The organism is Butyrivibrio sp. CB08 (assembly GCF_003625485.1).
Classification (GTDB): domain Bacteria; phylum Bacillota; class Clostridia; order Lachnospirales; family Lachnospiraceae; genus Butyrivibrio.
The window spans coordinates 293825-311440 of the sequence record NZ_RAIR01000001.1 but is presented as its reverse complement, the minus strand read 5'-3'; the positions used below and the strand labels follow the sequence as shown (position 1 = coordinate 311440).

Below are 17616 nucleotides of genomic sequence, written 5' to 3'. Positions count from 1 at the left end.
AGCATATCACATATAAAAAGGTGGGTCAAAGAAAGAAATTATAAAGGCCCCTGTCCGTTTGGACAGGGGCCTTTAGGATTATTTAATTATCTTTAGTCCTGTTTGTTTTTATTCTTTTCTTCTTCTTTTCTCATGTGCTCTTCGTACATCTTCTTGCCTGTTACTCCAAGTACTGCGATGATGAAGATCCACCACCAGCTCATCTTAGCTGCATCTTCTGCTGCTGGCATTGCTGATGCGAGAGCTACATCCTGATCATCGATATCAGCCTGCTCTGCAAGTGTTTCCTGGATTGCCTCTGTTACTGGAGCTGCATCTGGAGTCTCTGAAAGAGCTACGTCGCCGTCAGCGATCTCTACGTTGCCTGCACCGCCCTGTCCGTCCTGAACTGCTGCGCCTGCTCCCTGTCCACCTGCTGCCTGAACTGCATCCATGTTGATTGCTGCATCTACTGCTGCAAGGATAGGTGATGTTGAAGGAGCTGCTGTTGTGGCCACTACTCCACCGCCTGTAGCAGGTGCTGCAGGTGTTGTATCTCCGCCGCCTGATGGTGTGTTATCATCTCCGCCATCAGAAGGTCTTACTGATGCAGAATCTGCATTGGCGATAAGTACGTCGATCACACCGTTTAAGCGATCCTTTGCTGTATCAACCTTATCTTTAGCATCTTTTCTAAGTTCACTGAGTCTGTTAATAAGTCCTGCAAGTGTAAGAGTGTTAAGCTCTGCTGCCTGCGCTTCATCAAGACCTGTAAGTCCAAAGTGAGTAGCAATATCATTTACACCAAGAGCATCTCTTGCGATCATTGTCTTTGACTTCTTAACGCTCTTATCTCTCAGATCATCAATAGCAACTGACAGCTCACTTACCTGGTTCTGAGCATTTTCAACTGCCTTCTGAGCCTCTACTACTTCTGTAGCATAAGTATTGTACTTATCCTTGAGGTTATTGATTCCAGCTGTAGAATTGGTATCGATGTACTTGTTGAGTCTTGCATTAGCCTCAATGAGTTCATCTATCTTTTCAGCACTGATGCCATATTTATCTACAACATTCTGTTTTACAAAGCTGTAATCTACGCCATTGTAGCTTCCACCCTTAAGAACAGTTGAGATAACATCTGTATCGCCAAGGATAAGGCAGTTAGCGTCATTAAGGAGGTTGTTCTGATTCTGGGTAACTGTCTCTACCACTTTCAAGTTCTTATAACTCTTACCGGTATTCGGATTTGTGTAGGTAACAGTGCCATCAGGATTCTCTACCTTTGTAAAGCCATCCATGTAGGTAATAGTGCCATTTTTCCGAGTATCCTTAACAAACTTTTCTTTAAGTGTCAGATCCCCTTCATCATTGTAAGATCCATCACCTGTAGGATATCCTCCACGAAGCTGGAACTGTGTAATATACTGAATCTTGCCATTCTCATCTTCGTAAGAATAGAGTCTGTATCCGCCTTGCTGAGGAACTCTTGATAAGTTATTAGTTGTTTTGCCCTCAGCATTTACGTTACTATTAATAAATACACCATTTCTTAGATAATTTAGCTTCTCCTCATCAGACATGGAATTAAGAAGTTTTTTTGCAATCTCTACTGTTCCTTTTACCTCCAGCTCTGACTTTTCATACATTACTATGGCAGTTGATGCTTCGCTAACTATATTTCCATCTAAGTTCTGATCCTCTACAGCGCTACTAGTCTTTGCAATGGAATCCCAGTTAAAATACTTGGTACCCTGCTTGATTTCTCCATTTTCTTTGTAATAGTAGTTTACTGTCGTGAAACGCTTCTCGAGATTACCGGACGGGTTAAGAAATTCAATCTGATGATTATCATCGACAACCAGATCAATACCAAGGATCTCTGTAAGGTAATAATCCTCGATAACCTGCTTCATTATATCTCTGGAATCTGAATAATTAGCATGACCAAATTTGCCTTCCCAGTTTGATCCTCTTGCTCTAGCAAGATCGTCAGCACTTGCACCAAGTTCGTCAATTGCTGACAGAGCATCATTCATAGCATTTACAAGGTTTTCAACCTTCTGACTTGCAATTGCAACTTTGCTCTCTGCATCATCTGTCTTTTCTTCAGCATTATCAAGAGCTCCCTGATAATCATCTTCTGCATCATCAAGAGTATCCTGAGCAGCTTTCAATTCGTCAATAGCCTTATCAAAGCTATCGCTAAGTCCATTAAACAGTGCGATCTGGCTCTCGAGATCACCCTTGCTGTCATTGATCAGTTTATCCAGCTCGCCCTTGGCAGCTGCTATTTCTTCTTCGCTGCTGGCGTTAGCAATCTTATTAACGATTTCCTGCCCCTTAGTATTGGTGTCATCAACAATACCGTCTATTGTTTCCTGAGTCTTGATAAGACCTGGAGCCTTGTCATCCTCAGTTGTTCCCATGATGTCGCCAGCTTTATCAACAGCAGAAACAGCATCTTTATAAGCCTGATCAGCAGCTTTATTAGCCTCTTCTGCTACCACAATCTGTTCCTTGGCACAATCTTCGCTACCAGCAATGTCCGCTGCAGCAGATTCTATGTTGCTTATGTCTGTGCCTTCAGCTTTGTCATTTAATACTTCTTTTGCTGCATCTACAAGATTTGTGATGGCTGCAGGAGTTGACTGCTGATCTGCAAACTCTTCGCCTGCTTTTTCAACATGCTTCGCTTCATCGCCATTAACGATAATATTTGCAGCTTCCTGGCTCTCAACCTGAGCGCTTCCAATTGCTGGAGACTCTCCAGTTGCAGGGATTACATCATTCTGGCTTACGCATGCTTCCTGAGCCTGAGTAGCTTCTGTCTGAGCCTCATTTGTTACTGGCTCATAATTGCTTTCAGACTGTGATTCGCTGGACTCTGTATTATTGTTAGAAGGAGTGTCATCAAGCTCACCATTATTAGCAGCATACGCTGAAACTGGAGTCTGCAAAAACATCATTGCAGAAATACCAATTGTGAGTGCTGAGAGAACCTTTTTATCCTTGATAACGTTATTCTTTTTCATTGCTAATTTCTCCTTTCAACCCGCCCAACAGGATCAAATGATCTGCTTTAAGTCTCTAAGAATATTATCGGCTAAAGCTAATCATATTAGTAATCATATCCGGGAGATATTTTGCGATTTTATAAAACGTTTATGATAATTTATAAATTGGATAGAATATTGCCATATTCTATGCACACAATTCCATTTTCTCGCCCCTTATGAGACATTATTTTTCGCAACAAAAAAGCTCAGATCAAAATGATCTGAGCTTCAGGGTTGGGCTGTTATTAACAGTCAGTACCTCGTAGCGGAATCGAACGAAAGAATCAAATGGAAGAGCCCGCATAAATACTGGGTTTCTTCCATCCATAGCAGGCTTTAATATCCATCACACATCCTTTGAAATGCATATTTGATTGGTCTGTATAACACAAACATCAGAATGAAATTTCCCGCGCAGTGTACAAAGTCCCACGGTATGCCCGTCACCCACCATGCAAAAGCAGACTGGACTCCTACAGACATCCCTCCTGTGCTTTTACCAATGATAAAATACGGGATCGCACACAATGCTCCAAAGCTCAGTCCGAAAACACCTGAAACGATCGCCCAGAACAGGGCAGAATCAACTTTTCTGAAAATCCATGTGATACCCACAAGAAGCGGCCAGGCATAAAGATACATGAACCACCACAGATTCATGCCGTAAACCGCCCCTTCGATCAGGATAAAGGCCGGTACGACCACTACGATCTTCCATCCGAAGAACAAGGTAAACATGATCAGCCAGAAACTCGTCAGTTCAACATTTGGAATCCCACTTAACGCAAACTTACATGCTTCAATGATCGCTATCATCATACCGATCTGAGCAATATCCCTGATGGAGATATAAGGCTTGTTTTTACTCATTTGTATCATCCTTTGAGATCATTGGGCCTTTTCATATTTCCAGGCATAGACATCCCCATCCGTAACCGGCTGCGTATCGCATCCGTTCTGTCCGTATTCTCCATTTACATACAGTGCCCAGTATGCATTATCTTCCGCATAAGAAGCCCGTTCCCCGTTTATATACTCGATCATTATGCCATACTCACCATCTGTGCCGTCATAGGAAAACCCGGAATCCTGATCAACGAGTTCATCCATTGCAAGCCTCAGATACGCAGCTTCCGTAGACAGTTGGTATTCTTCCGTGACACTGTTGCTCCCCGTAACCTCGATGACAATGTTCTTTGAACCCGACTGCGGAACTGTTCTGTTCCTGAAATAGACGATTCCCAGCACCGCCATCAAAGTAACAAGAACGATTCCTCCAATGATAATTTTTCTTTTATTATCTTTCATATGTGCTTTCCCTTCCTTTTGCATAACGCTTCATTAAAACAGCCCTTCAACTACATCAATTATATTTCGAGATAAAACAAAAACTCCCAAAACACTGATGTGTTCTGGGATTCGGGTTGGGCTGTTATTAACAGTCAGTACCTCGTAGCGGAATCGAACCGCTGATTCTGCCGTGAGAGGGCAGCGTCTTAACCGCTTGACCAACGAGGCTTATCAAGTCGCCGTATCGCGGCGACTTGTTTATAATATTACAAACGAAAAGAAAATGCAAGCACTTTTTTAAAAAAATTTTAACCTACTTTACTTATTGTGTTTACTCCTTGAAACTATCTCTGCTGTAGTGCCTGCCACGCCAGCTGCACCAAGTCCAAGAAGCATTAACAGAAGTCTTACATCAAGTCCTTTTAATTTTTATTTCAGTCACTGTTCATTTAGCCTTCAGACATTGTTTATTGAAAATTTTACAAAAGGCATTTTCATGTACAATTTGAGGATGAAAAATATAAAGAAAATCTTAAACAAAATAAGAAGGACGGATCATATTTCGATCCGCCCTTCTTTTCTATAAACAATGTGTTTGATTATAGATAATTACTTATTAACCTTTGTAGAATTCTCAGCCTTAGCCTTGTTGCTCTTTCTTCTTGCGTACTCTTCTACAGATACACCTGCGATAGCTGCAAGGATGAGGAGCCACCACCATGCGAAGCCCTTTTCCTGAAGTTCTGGAGTTGCAGCAAGTGCTGTCTCACCATCTTCGATCTTGGTCTCTGTCTTAGGTGCTTCAGGAGTCTTGGTCTCTTCCTTCTTAGCGCCTGCTACTTCTGAGTTGTTGCTGTTTCCGTTATCTGTAGAAACTGCCTCAGATGTTGAAGCTGCCTTCTTAGAAGATCTTGTTGCAGTTCTTCTTACTTCACCAAGTACTGCCTCACCATCATTTGCTACTGCAGGAGTAACAACTGCTCCAGGAGCTGCTACGAATACGAAGTCTGAAGATGATGTGTCATCTCCGCTCTCATTTGAAGGTGTGAAATCGTCATCACCAGTTGCATTTCTAGCGTCGTCAGCTGCCTTCTTGTCAGCCTCAGCCTTATCATATGAAGGCTTTGTTAACTTCCAAGCACTCTTAGCTGCTGCTACTGCTTCTTCTGCTTCCTGCTTCTTCTGGAGGGCCTCACCAAGTGCTGTCTCTGCTGTTTCCTTATTGGTTGTTGCTGTTGAAAGAGCTGTTTCTGCTTCGCTAAGTCTATGCTGAGCGTCTACAAGCTCTCTCTTCGTAGGATCAGATGCCTTGAGTGCATTTACATCTGCCTTAGCCTGATTAAGTGCAGTCTGTGCATTCTGGTAAGAAATACTTGCTCTGCTGTATGCTTCCTGAGCATCTAACAGTGCCTGCTTTGCACCTGCCTGCTCATTAAGAGCTGCCTGATAATCACTATCTGAAGATGTTCCCCACTCCTGAGCATCAGCTACATTGTAGTAAGCACCAGTCTTTTGTTCGTGACCTGCGACGAATGTATACTCGTCAGCGCCATAGAATGTCTTAGACTTAACAATATTCTGAGCTTGTGAAGACTGATTCTTAACTTCCTCACCAACATATGTGTAATTTGGATCTACTACTGTAGGATCAGACTCTTCATAAGTAAATGTCGTTGTCTTTGTATCGGTACGTGTATATGTTTTTTCAACCAACCTATACTTACCACGATATTTATTATCCTTGGTTTTTTGCGCATCCTGTGTAATCTCGTACAACTGTTCTGTCCACGTATATGTTGTAACGGTAACATTACCGTTAGTTTCAGAAGAAAGAACCGTTTCATTAGTTTTTGAAACATATCCATTACTACCGTTAAGTTCTTTGACTTTGTCTTCTAATGCTTTTTGCGCATCGCTCTGCTTTTTTTTCTTTTCAGAGCTGTGCTCACTATGTCCCCAAACGTTACTCGTTCCAGAAGCGGTAGCTTCACCTGAATCAACCTTTTCATTAGGCACAGGAGTAATAGTAATTATACTTGTCTGAGTATATGTCTTCTCTACTGTCTTATTTGTTTTTGTATAGTTCTCATTAACAGTCTCAAGGAATCCTTCCTTATTCTCTTTTTCAACAGTAGTTTCGCTTGCAGTATAGCTGATTGTAAATGGCTTAGCTCCAAAGAGATAATTAGCAGCAATATCAAACAAAAGTGAAATATTGTCAATATCAGTCATGTTATTGACATCCTTCATTCCTGTTTTAACATCAACAAGGAATGGTCCCCACCAAATCAGATCCACATCATAGAACTCTGCCTTGAAATCATCCTCGTTGCTGTATTTCTGAATATCAGCTTTCCACTGAGCATAGCCTTCTTTGCTGAATGGATATGTCTTGTTAACAGTCTCTGTAACAACCTCATGTGTACCATACTCATAGTCTGCATCCGGCTGGTTCTCGTCCTTAGTTAAAGACTCAGTATTTACTGTCTGAACATAAGTCTTTGTTATGGTCTTAATCTTTGTACCATTTTCTCCATCAGTGATCTGAACATTAGCACTTCCTTCTACATACTGAAGCCCACCTTCAGATAACACCCTATCTGAATATGTAGTAAGGGACTCGCTGGTTCCATCAGTAATATCAGCGATCTTATCACTCATATCAATAACTAATACGTTATTGTTATCCTTAGTATGCTTCTGATTATCTGCTACAGCACCAATAGTAGCAGCCTTATCAACTTCATTTCCATCAGCATTAAGATACTTTTCAGCCACAGCTTCTTCAAGAATAGTTGTCTGCTGAATTGGAGTTCCATTTTCTGTAAAGATTGTGAATGAACCGTCATTATCTGGATCAACAGAGAAGTAAACTGTTATAGGCTCTTCTACTCCAGCCTTCTTGTAAGTAACAGTGTATGCTGTAGGAATTATTGCAAGCTGAGGTGTTCCGTTAACATAGCCAGTCACGTAATAATAATTGCCATCATCGTCAACAATAGTATCGCCATTCAGATCCTTAGCAGGTTCGATAACGAAAGCTGCCTTATCAGAACTGAACTGAACATCAGATATATCATCTGCGCCAAGAAGGTAATACTCAATAAATTTCTTGTGCAATTCAAAATTCTTAGCTTCCTTCTGTGTTTCATCAGTAATTTCTTCAATTTCTGCCTGAAGATCAAGGATCTCCTGAAGCTTGAGGTTCTGCATGTTATTAAGCTTAGTCTGAACAGATGCCTTAGCTGCCTCAAGGTTAGTCTTAGCATCATTGACCTCATCCTCAGCTGACTTAGCAACTTTCTCAAGATCCTGCACTGTAAGTTCAGCTTCATCAAGAGCCTTCTGTGCCTTAGCAAGGTTTTCCTTTGCAAGTTCAATCTTCTTATTAGTAGTTGTTACTGAACCTTCCTTAGTAACTTTGCCATCTTCATCTAAAGTATCGATAATTGCGTTGTATGCTGCAAGCGCAAGATCGTACTCATCCTGAGCCTTACCAAGAGCATCAACTGCATCCTCATAGTTATCATTTGCTTCATCATAATCAGCTGTAGCATCTGCAAGTCTCTGATCAAGGCCATCAAGAACAGCCTTAGCTGCATCGTACTCTTTCTTGATTGCATCAAACTGTGCACCTGTTGTATCACCTGCAGCATCGTAATTATCTGCAGAGTTCTTAACCTCGTTCATATCAGTTGCAACCTTACCAGCATCAGTGATGATTCCATCATAAGATGCGGAAGCCTCACCTGCACCAGTTGAAGCGTCAGTAAACTGATCAACCTTATGTACATGATCTTCACCCTCAACTGGCTTACCATGTTCAAGGATATCCTCAGCCTTGTCCATGTGATCAAGATAATCAGCTGTTTTCTCCTCAGTTACCTTATTGGATGTCTGTGCATCCTTAACAGCCTGATCTGCACCATTAAGTGCTGATGCACCTTCATCAAGCTTGTCCTCTGCTGTGTTAAGCTTGCCTATTTCATCAGCAAAAACTTCTGATCCATTAGTAACCTCATTCTTAAGTACTTCCTTATAGCCTTCTGTCTCTGTCTTGGCATCCTGAATTGGATTCTGTACTTCTGCTGAATCGCCTACAACAGCAACTGAAGATTCTGTTGTTGCTGCATCCTGTGTTCCCTCTGTCTGAGGTTCTGCACCTACAAAAGAATCATGTGCAGCCTCTACTGAGCCAGATGCCTTATCAGCTGCAGTATCAAATTCGCTCTTCTTTTCTTCGTTCTGGTTAACCCCATCCTCCGCATATACAGCTACTGGCTGAAGTGCCATGCTGGCTGCGATACCAACTGAAAGTGCTTTGACGAGCTGCTTGTTAACCTTGTTCTTCATAACTAAAAACCCTCCTAAATAATTTAATCAAACACACACATTTTTATATTCGTCTTGTACGACTGTAAATGCATTGTAGCAAATGCCCTATCATACAAAACATCATATTTAACATTATTTTTGAAAAAACTAAACTTTTTTGTGATAATAGCCGATAACCTAGATTTTATGCGCAAAACAAGAAGAGCGGATCCAATCGATCCGCCCTTCTTTCTATAAAAATGTGTTTGATTAAAGATAATTACTTAGTAATTTTAGTTGAGTTCTCAGCCTTAGCCTTGTTCTTCTTTCTTCTTGTGTACTCTTCTACAGATACACCAGCGATAGCTGCAAGGATAAGGATCCACCACCAAGCAAAGCCCTTCTCCTCAAGCTCAGGAATTGCAGCAAGTGCTGTTTCAGTTTCTTCAATCTCCTTAGTCTCCTCAACTACTGGAGTCTTAGTCTCTTCCTTCTTAGCGCCTGCTACTTCTGAGTTGTTGCTGTTTCCGTTATCTGTAGAAACTGCCTCAGATGTTGAAGCTGCCTTCTTAGAAGATCTTGTTGAAGTCTTTCTAACTACGCCAAGTACTGCCTCGTTATCGTTTGCTACTGTAGGAGTAACAACTGCATTTGATACGATAGCTGGACCTGCTACAGGAGTAGTGTCATCACTTGTTGTGTTATCTCCACCACTTGGCTGATCATCATCATCTGAACCAGTTGAAGGTACAGGCTTCTTAGCAAGCTCTTCCTTAGCAAGTAACAGTGCATCGTTTGCATCTGAAAGTGCCTTCTTAGCATCACTCTTAGCCCATGTAGCATATTTAAGCTGCTGCATAGCTGCTCTAAGCTCTGCTGAAGCCTCTGCAAGAACTGTCATAGGTGAGTTCTTCTTCTTAAGATTCTCAACCTTCTCGCGCGCCTTCTCTACAGCATCAAGAGCATTGTAGTAATCCTCAGTAGCTGATGCTGCTGCCTCAGCCGCTAATCTCTGATTAGCAATTTTCTCCTCCTGAGCAGCAATCTTCTGTGCGAGATCGCTCTCTACAAGAGATGTTCCTTCAGTCTCTACAATCTTTGTGCCATATCTTGCATCCTGAGCTTCTACAGCATCCTGATGATCAGTATGGATTGTGTAATCGTCAGGTGTGTATCTATTTACAGCATATGTTTTATCTACAGTCTTCTGGTTCTGTGTAGGATATACGGCCTCAACTACATAGTACCATCTGCCATGGCTATCCTGAGCAACTGTACTAGATACAACTACAGCTCCATCAGCCTCGTAAGTAGCTATATCCTCATTCTTATAATAATTTGCCCAATACTGATTATCACAATAGTAAGCCTGGCTATCATACCAACCAGTAACTTCTGTGTACTCTTTGGAAATTGTCTCTTCTACAACAGTTTCTTCATGCTTGATTGGTTTTAAAGGATCATCAACCTCGTTTGTAACTGAAAGTACAAGAGGTTTCTCATTCCAGGCCAAACCATTGAAAAGAGTTCCTATCGCTACACCAAGCGATATATAATCAATCTCTTCTCCAAAATATGTTACTTTAAGGTTATAACCTTCATTTTTAAGTCTTATAACATCTGGCCAAAAATCACGCCATCCATTCTTACCATAAGAGATAGGAGCAGGCTGCTCTTTCTTCTCGTATCCATCTTCTTCACTATGAACCATAATCTTCTTAAGCTCATAGCTAGGTTCCTTGTCGGCCTTCTCTACATAGGCAGTAACATTATATTTATTTCCTTGACGATAATTTGTCTTCATAGATACATCATCAGCGCCCTGAATCTGCTCCTTAGGACTTGTTGCTGTATCGATAGCATAGAAGCCAGTCTGGCCTTCTTCCTTTTTCTCGAATGTATGAGTAGTCTGTGTTTCTTCGAATTCTTTTCCATCTGTAGTCTTCCAGCTCTCAGGAACTTCAGCCTTTCCTTCTACTGCATCCTGAATTTTGTTACTTAAATCATCTTCTACAGTAACATTCAGTGACTTAACGCAAACCTCTCCATCAACAACAGAAATCACGAATATCTCTGGAACCTCTTTGCCGTCTTTATCAGTGTACTTAACAGTCTGGTATATCTTTGTATTTGTAACGTCAGTACCTTCTTCATCGATTCCAAGGACCTCTGTTTTTTCTACGGTGCCAAACTTAACTGACTTGCCGCCGTTAGCCTTGATATAAGAACCGATAAGAAGCTTAGCAAGCTCGTCCTCTTTAGCAGCACGCTCTTTGTCTGTTAAGGAATCATCTTCAAGAGCCATCTGTGCTTCCTGAATCTTGTTGTAATCATCCTCAAGCATCTGGTTAAGGATTTCGTTTGCAGCTGTCTCAGCATCAAGAACAGCCTGCTCCTTATCCTCTACAAGCTTCTTAGCATCTGCAAGTTCCTTCTCTGCTGCAGTGAGCTCGATAGTAGTAAGTGAAGCATCCTTCTGAGCATCCATGTACTTCTTGAATGCTGCATCATAAGTATCCTGAGCTGCCTGGCGCTCACCCTCAGCCTTTGCAAGGAGCTGGTTGGCCTCTTCATACTTAGCCTCAGCATCGCTTACAAACTGCTTAGCTTCTTCATATGTAGAATCTTCTGTAACCTTATCAGCAATCTCCTGTGCGTCTTTAGCTGTCTGCTCAGCAGAACTGTAATCGCTCTTAGCATTTGAGATGTTCTCATCAAACTTTCCATCTTCTAATGTATCGTGGAAAGCCTCAAGTTCCTCATCTCTCTTCTCAGCGTAACCCTGTGCATCTTTAACATCATCTTCTGAATCATCGATGAGATCACTTGCCTCTGTAACTTCGCCTGTAACAAATGCCTCTTCACTACCTTCATTGTTGAATGACTGACCTGTTGTAAACTCAGCCTTATCAACTGCTTCGCCAGCTTCTTCGATAACTGTCTCAGTTGCCTCAAACTCCTGAGTAGTTGCGCTCTCATTGTTCTCTGATACAACTGGATCCCCAGTTGGCTCACCTGTTGGTGTAACCCCATCAGTTGTCTCAGCATATACAGCTACTGGCTGAAGTGCCATGCTTGCTGCGATACCTACTGAAAGTGCCTTGATGATCTGCTTGTTAACCTTGTTCTTCATAACTTAAAATTCCCTCCTAAAAAATAATCAAACACACTTAATTTTAACTTGATGTTTTTCAAGCACGAAACTGATTGTATCAGACTACCAATCATATAACCCATCATAATAAACATTATTTTTGTATTTTTTAACTTTTATGTATGATTTTTTAGCTAAACATTAGTTATCATATTGATAAACAGCAAAACAAAAGAGCTTAATCCCGTTAAGAATTAAGCTCTTTTATCGTGTAATTGTGTGTCCACGATCAGTTAAACAAGTTCATCATCTTCACCCTTATAGGCTTTGATCCTGACATACTCTTCTATAGTAATGCCAAGACCCGCTGCCAAAAGGATCATCCACCACCAGCTTGATTCAGCTCTGCTCTCTTTTGGCGTAGCCACAAGTGGTGTCTCTTCTTCTGCGATCGTCACAGTAGCTTCTGCCTGATCACTCTGCTGAGCTCTGGCAGTTATCGGATTGCATAATAATCCAATAATCATGGCTGCTACAAGTAGCGACGCATACCCCTTCATCCGTAATTTTGTTTTCATTTTCACACTCACCCTCAATAAAAAACCGCGCACTAGCACTTATACAAAAGAATCATATACTAGGTATAATCATACAAGCTATCATATTGGGGTCAGATTTTGTGATTTTATAAATTGTTTATAATTTGCCACTTTACCACAAATAAAAAAGAGACGAAACATTTAAGTTTCGCCTCTTTAAATATCAATAATATTACAGGGCCTTGATAGCCTTCTTTGGGCATTTCTCTACGCAGGTTCCGCAGTGAGTACACTTCTCCTGGTCGATGACTGCCACATTGTTCTCAACAGTGATTGCGCCAACTGGACAGTTCTTTTCACAGATGTGACATGCAATACATCCGATTGAGCAGTACTGGTTAACCAGCTTACCCATATCCTGAGACTTGCAGGATACAACCTGAGTCGCATCGTATGGGATCAGGTCGATGAGGTGACGAGGGCAGATCTCTGCACACTTGCCGCAGGCCTTACACTCTTCCTTATCTACTACTGCTATGCCATTAACTATATGGATCGCATCAAACTGACAAACAGATACGCAGCTTCCGCCTCCAAGACATCCAAATGAGCAGGTCTTGGATCCACCGCCTGGAGCCTGTGTCTGAAGTCTGCAGTCATCTGCTCCGTTGTACTCGTACTGGCTCTTTGCCTTCTCACAGTCGCCCTGGCAGTGTACGTAAGCAACCATGCGCTTGCTCTCTCCCGCCTCAACGCCCATAATGCCAGATATTACATCAGCCACTGCTGAGCCGCCAACAGGGCACTGGTTAACAGCAGCTTCACCCTTAGCTATCGCTGCAGCACATCCAGAACATCCGGGGAATCCACATCCACCGCAGTTATTACCTGGAAGAGCTTCTAAGATAGCCAGTTCTTTTTCATCTACATCAACATGCAGTTTGAGGTCTGCGATGCCAAGAATAAGTCCGATGACAATTCCAACACCGGCAACCACTGCAGTTGCAATGATTATTCCAGTAATCATAAGTCAATATCTCCTATTATTATTTGAGAGCTGAGAATCCGGTAAATGCGATTGCCATAAGACCTGAGGTCAAAAGAACCATTGGCATCCCTTTAAATGGAGCTGGGATATCATTGTATTCCATCTTCTCACGAAGTCCTGCAAGAATTACGATTGAGATCGTAAATCCAACTGCTGTAGCAAAACCGGTAACTACACTCTCTAAGATTGAATATCCATCAGTTACGTTGTTAAGAGCTACACCAAGTACAGCGCAGTTTGTTGTGATAAGTGGAAGATAAACACCAAGAGCCTGGTAAAGAGATACCACGAACTTCTTGAGGATCATCTCAACAAACTGAACCAGCATAGCGATAACAAGAATAAATACGATGGTCTGAAGATATGACAGATCAAGTGGTGACAAAATAAACTTGTAAATAATGCTGCACACAAGTGATGCCATTGTGATAACGAAGATACATGCAGCGCCCATTCCAAGAGCTGTGTCTGTCTTCTTGGATACACCAAGGAAAGGACAAAGGCCAAGGAACTGGCTAAGGACTACGTTATTCACAAGGGATGCAGTTATCATAAGTCCAACTAAGTTAAGTATTACTTCTCCCATTATTCGTTAGCCTCCTTCCTTGCTTCTTTTTCTGCAGAGATCTTGTCGGCTGCTGCCTCTTCTGCTGATGAGCAGCATCCCTGTCCGAACTTGGATGTGTCTTTTCCCTTCTTAGCCATGTTCATCTTGATCTTGTTCATGATGGCAATAAGGAATGCAAGAACGAAGAACGCACCAGCCTGCTGGATGAAGATGCTGATTGGTGTGTAGCCTGAAAGGAATGCACCTACAGGGCCAGGAACCACTGTTCCCTCACCAAGGATCTGTACATCAAAAGCTGTTCCGCCGCCGATGAACTCACGCACAAGACCGATACATGTGATGGCACATGTAAATCCGATACCCATTCCGATTCCATCAAAGAATGCTGGAACAATACCGTTCTTGCTGGCGTAAGCCTCCGCTCTACCGAAGATGATACAGTTAACAACGATAAGAGGGATGTAAACACCAAGGGCTGCGTTAAGTGCTGGTACATAAGCCTGCATAAGAAGCTGAACCAGTGTTACGAAAGAAGCTATTACAACGATGAAAGATGGGATCCTGACTGTTGGAGGAATCACCTTTCTGAGTGCTGAAATAACTGCGTTACTAAGTGCAAGTACGAAAGTTGTTGCAAGTCCCATTCCAAGTCCGTTGATGGCTGATGATGTAACAGCCAGTGTAGGACACATACCGATCATAAGAACCAGAGTAGGATTTTCAACAATGAGGCCGTTAAAAAATCTCTCGGCAGGAGTGTGCTGTTTAAAGCCTAAAGCGCCTTTTTTTGCTTCCATGCTTATCACTGACCTCCTTTCAATACATTTTCAAAATAAGATACTGCTGCGTTAACGCCATTTGTCACAGCTCTGGATGTGATGGTAGCTCCAGAGATTGCTTCTATCTGAGTAGAAGGATCTGAAAGCTGACCATTCTTAACTACAGAGAACTGTGTAGCAGTCTTGTTCTCAAACTGTGGAACGATAACCTTCTGGGCATTCATTCCAAGTCCTGGAGTCTCAGCAATTGAGATGATTGAAATACCATTGATATTACCATCGTTGGTAACGCCAACTGTGTAAGTGATAAAGTCGCCGTAGCCCTTTGACTTAACCTGGATAACATATCCAAGTCCTGTTCCAGCTGAATCCTTGGCTTCCTTGACGCTCTCAATAGTTACACCTGTAAACTGTGATGCAACAGTTGCTGCTCCAGATTCATTAAGTGCCACATCATCAAATGTAGCAGCTGCAGAAAATACTGACTGGTTAGCCTTGTCCTGTGCAAGCTTCTCCTGGTATGCGATAGGCTCTTTTGTAACCTGATAAACAACTCCCAGAAGAATACCAGCAACTAAAGTGATAGCAAAGAGGATAAAGGCGTTTTTGATCATTGATTTTGTATCGTTCATGCTTTTTTCGCCTCCTTCTTTGCAGATTTCTTAATACCGAAGGCCCTTGGGATCGTGAACTTCTCAATGAGAGGCACAAGAAGGTTAGCGATGACAATTGCAAAGGATACGCCCTCAGCATTGGCACCAAATATACGGAATATTCCGGTAAGAAGACCAAGGATGATACCGTAGATAACCTTACCCTTTGGAGTTATAGGGCATGTGACATAATCGGTTGCCATGAAGAATGCTCCAAGCATAAGTCCGCCACCTGCAAGGTGAGCAGCGATATATGAGAAGTTAAATCCATAGCCGCCAAAAAGTCCAACAAAGATCACAAATGTGATGATATATGTGAATGGGATCACATAATCGATGATACCTACAGCGAACAGGATCATAGCGCCGATAACGATGCAGAGCATTGATGTCTCACCAATTGTTCCGCCTGTGCGTCCGATGATCATGTCCATTACGTTAACTTCAATACCGTTCTTGAGGTTAGCAAGTGGTGTTGCACCTGTGTAAGTGTCGGTGATGAAGTTGGTCATAAGAGCAGGGAAGGAAATTACAAGGAAACACCTTCCGCCAAGGGCAGGATTCATGAAGTTCTGTCCGAGGCCGCCAAAGAGCTGCTTGACCATGATGATCGCAAATATGCTTCCAAGAACAGGTACCCAGAAAGGAACTGTTGATGGAAGGTTAAGTCCAAGTAAAAGACCTGTTACCACCGCAGAGAAATCTCCAACGGTAATAGGCTTGCCAAGTGCCTTCTCATAGATAAACTCTGAGAGCACCGCACTACCTACAGATAATAAAACAATGATAAGTGCATTCAGTCCAAAGTTATATATACCAAAACCTGTGGCAGGAAGCAGAGCTAAAACCACCCACATCATGATGTTGGATGTGGTAGTCTTGGATCTAACATGGGGATTGGATGACACTCTTTTTAGTTCACTCATTCAAATGTCCCCCTTATTTCTTTCTCTTGCCGAGCTGAATCTTACGCATGCCCTTGATCAGCTGAGTCAGCTGACGTCTTGCAGGACAGATGTAACTACAGCATCCGCACTCGCAGCACTCCATGCCATACATGTCAAGGAATGCCTTCTCGTTATTATGTTCAACTGCATCTGCCAGGTTCTTGGGAACGAGTCTCTCAGGGCATACCTCAACGCAGCGTGCACAGTTGATGCAGGCTGATGGTTCTAGGGCTGCCACCTCGTCCTTAGTAAGGCATGTAAGAGCTGATGCAGTCTTGGTTGTGGGAACATCCAGATCAAAGAGAGCAAATCCCATCATAGGTCCGCCAGAAATGATCTTGGCAGGCTCGCACTTAAGGCCAGCGTCCTCAAGGAGTTCTCTATAGTTGGTTCCAATCCTTACCTTGTAGTTCTGTGGATTCTCAACAGCTTCACCAGTGATGGTTACGATCCTCTCCATGAGAGGTCTGCCTTCCATAACTGCTCTTCTTACAGCGCAGAGTGTATCTACGTTGTCAACGATGCATCCTGCATCTGCCGGAAGCATTGATGAGTTGATCTCTCTTCCTGTAACAGCATAAATAAGCATACGCTCAGCGCCCTCAGGATACTTGGTCTTGACGGGCTTAACGCTTATGTTGTCCAGATCTTTAGTTAATTCTTTGAATTTAGCGATCGCATCAGGCTTGTTGTCCTCGATTGCAAGAATACCTCTTGCATTAGGGAAGATGCTTACTGCGATCTGAAGACCTTCTAATAGAAGCTCCGGCTCTTCGATCATCCTGCGATAGTCAGATGTAAGATAAGGCTCACACTCTGAGCAGTTAGCGATGACATAGTCGATCTTGTCGGGCTCTTTAGGAGAAAACTTAACAGCAGTTGGGAAACCTGCGCCTCCCATTCCTACCACGCCAGCTTCACGAACAGCTGCGATCTTGTCCTCAGCAGTCATCTCTTCGTATGGCTTGGCTGGTTTAAACTCAACTTCCTCATACTTCTCATCGTTCTCTACGATGATACAGTCGCACATAGCACCAGTTGCCAGACGTCTCTTCTCGATTGCCTTGACTGTTCCTGATACGGTTGAAAAGATCGGTGCTGAAACAAAGCCACCTGCTTCACAGATCTTCTGACCTGTCAGGACGTGGTCACCCACTGCAACAATAGGCTTGGCGGGCGCGCCGATATGCTGTGATACCGGATACACCAGTTCTCCCTGTGGAAGAACTATTTTGATGGGCTTATCCTTGGAAAGCTCTTTACCTTCGTAGGGATGAATACCACCAGTAAAAGTACCTCTTGCCATTTTCCTACCTTCCTCCAAATTTTATTAATATAAAACCAAA

General features: G+C 42.6%; 12 protein-coding genes and 1 tRNA gene. All 13 read right to left on the bottom strand.

The genetic code is table 11. The annotated features are described in order from the left end of the window. Positions 1-92 precede the first annotated feature (92 nt). The 13 genes from D6855_RS01415 to rsxC all read right to left on the bottom strand — a co-directional run bounded on the left by D6855_RS01415 (position 93) and on the right by rsxC (position 17576). Positions 93-3014, bottom strand: coding sequence for a hypothetical protein (locus tag D6855_RS01415; protein ID WP_120737290.1), 2922 nt, complete (start codon positions 3012-3014; stop codon positions 93-95). 360 nt (positions 3015-3374) lie between these two features. Next, positions 3375-3908, bottom strand: coding sequence for a hypothetical protein (locus tag D6855_RS01410; protein ID WP_120737288.1), 534 nt, complete (start codon positions 3906-3908; stop codon positions 3375-3377). Between the two features lie 18 nt (positions 3909-3926). Further along, positions 3927-4346: a DUF4430 domain-containing protein gene (locus D6855_RS01405; protein ID WP_158589438.1), complete on the bottom strand. Its 420-nt coding sequence runs from the start codon at positions 4344-4346 to the stop codon at positions 3927-3929. Positions 4347-4484: 138 nt separating this feature from the next. After that, positions 4485-4556 (bottom strand) — tRNA-Glu (locus D6855_RS01400). A 381-nt stretch (positions 4557-4937) separates the two neighbouring features. Further along, a complete protein-coding gene (locus D6855_RS01395; protein WP_120737283.1) occupies positions 4938-8681 on the bottom strand; it encodes a hypothetical protein in 3744 nt (1247 codons plus the stop codon). Positions 8682-8922: 241 nt separating this feature from the next. After that, positions 8923-11775, bottom strand: coding sequence for a hypothetical protein (locus D6855_RS01390; RefSeq protein ID WP_120737281.1), 2853 nt, complete (start codon positions 11773-11775; stop codon positions 8923-8925). 254 nt (positions 11776-12029) lie between these two features. Then, positions 12030-12314: a hypothetical protein gene (locus D6855_RS01385; RefSeq protein WP_147368110.1), complete on the bottom strand. Its 285-nt coding sequence runs from the start codon at positions 12312-12314 to the stop codon at positions 12030-12032. Positions 12315-12507: 193 nt separating this feature from the next. Beyond that, entirely contained in the window at positions 12508-13302 is a 795-nt protein-coding gene (locus D6855_RS01380; protein ID WP_120737277.1) for an RnfABCDGE type electron transport complex subunit B, read from the bottom strand. Between the two features lie 19 nt (positions 13303-13321). Then, a complete protein-coding gene (locus tag D6855_RS01375; RefSeq protein WP_120737275.1) occupies positions 13322-13909 on the bottom strand; it encodes an electron transport complex protein RnfA in 588 nt (195 codons plus the stop codon). Then, positions 13909-14688, bottom strand: coding sequence for an electron transport complex subunit RsxE (gene rsxE, locus D6855_RS01370; protein WP_120737273.1), 780 nt, complete (start codon positions 14686-14688; stop codon positions 13909-13911). Before rsxE ends, D6855_RS01375 begins: the two co-directional genes overlap by 1 nt. A 5-nt stretch (positions 14689-14693) precedes the next feature. Beyond that, positions 14694-15302 carry an RnfABCDGE type electron transport complex subunit G gene (locus D6855_RS01365; RefSeq protein ID WP_120737271.1) on the bottom strand — a complete coding sequence of 203 codons (609 nt, stop codon included), beginning with the start codon at positions 15300-15302 and terminating at the stop codon, positions 14694-14696. Beyond that, positions 15299-16249: an RnfABCDGE type electron transport complex subunit D gene (locus tag D6855_RS01360; protein WP_120737269.1), complete on the bottom strand. Its 951-nt coding sequence runs from the start codon at positions 16247-16249 to the stop codon at positions 15299-15301. The genes D6855_RS01365 and D6855_RS01360 overlap by 4 nt, the downstream gene beginning before the upstream one ends. Before the next feature lie 13 nt (positions 16250-16262). Next, positions 16263-17576 carry an electron transport complex subunit RsxC gene (rsxC, locus tag D6855_RS01355; RefSeq protein WP_120737267.1) on the bottom strand — a complete coding sequence of 438 codons (1314 nt, stop codon included), beginning with the start codon at positions 17574-17576 and terminating at the stop codon, positions 16263-16265. Between the last annotated feature and the right edge of the window lie 40 nt (positions 17577-17616).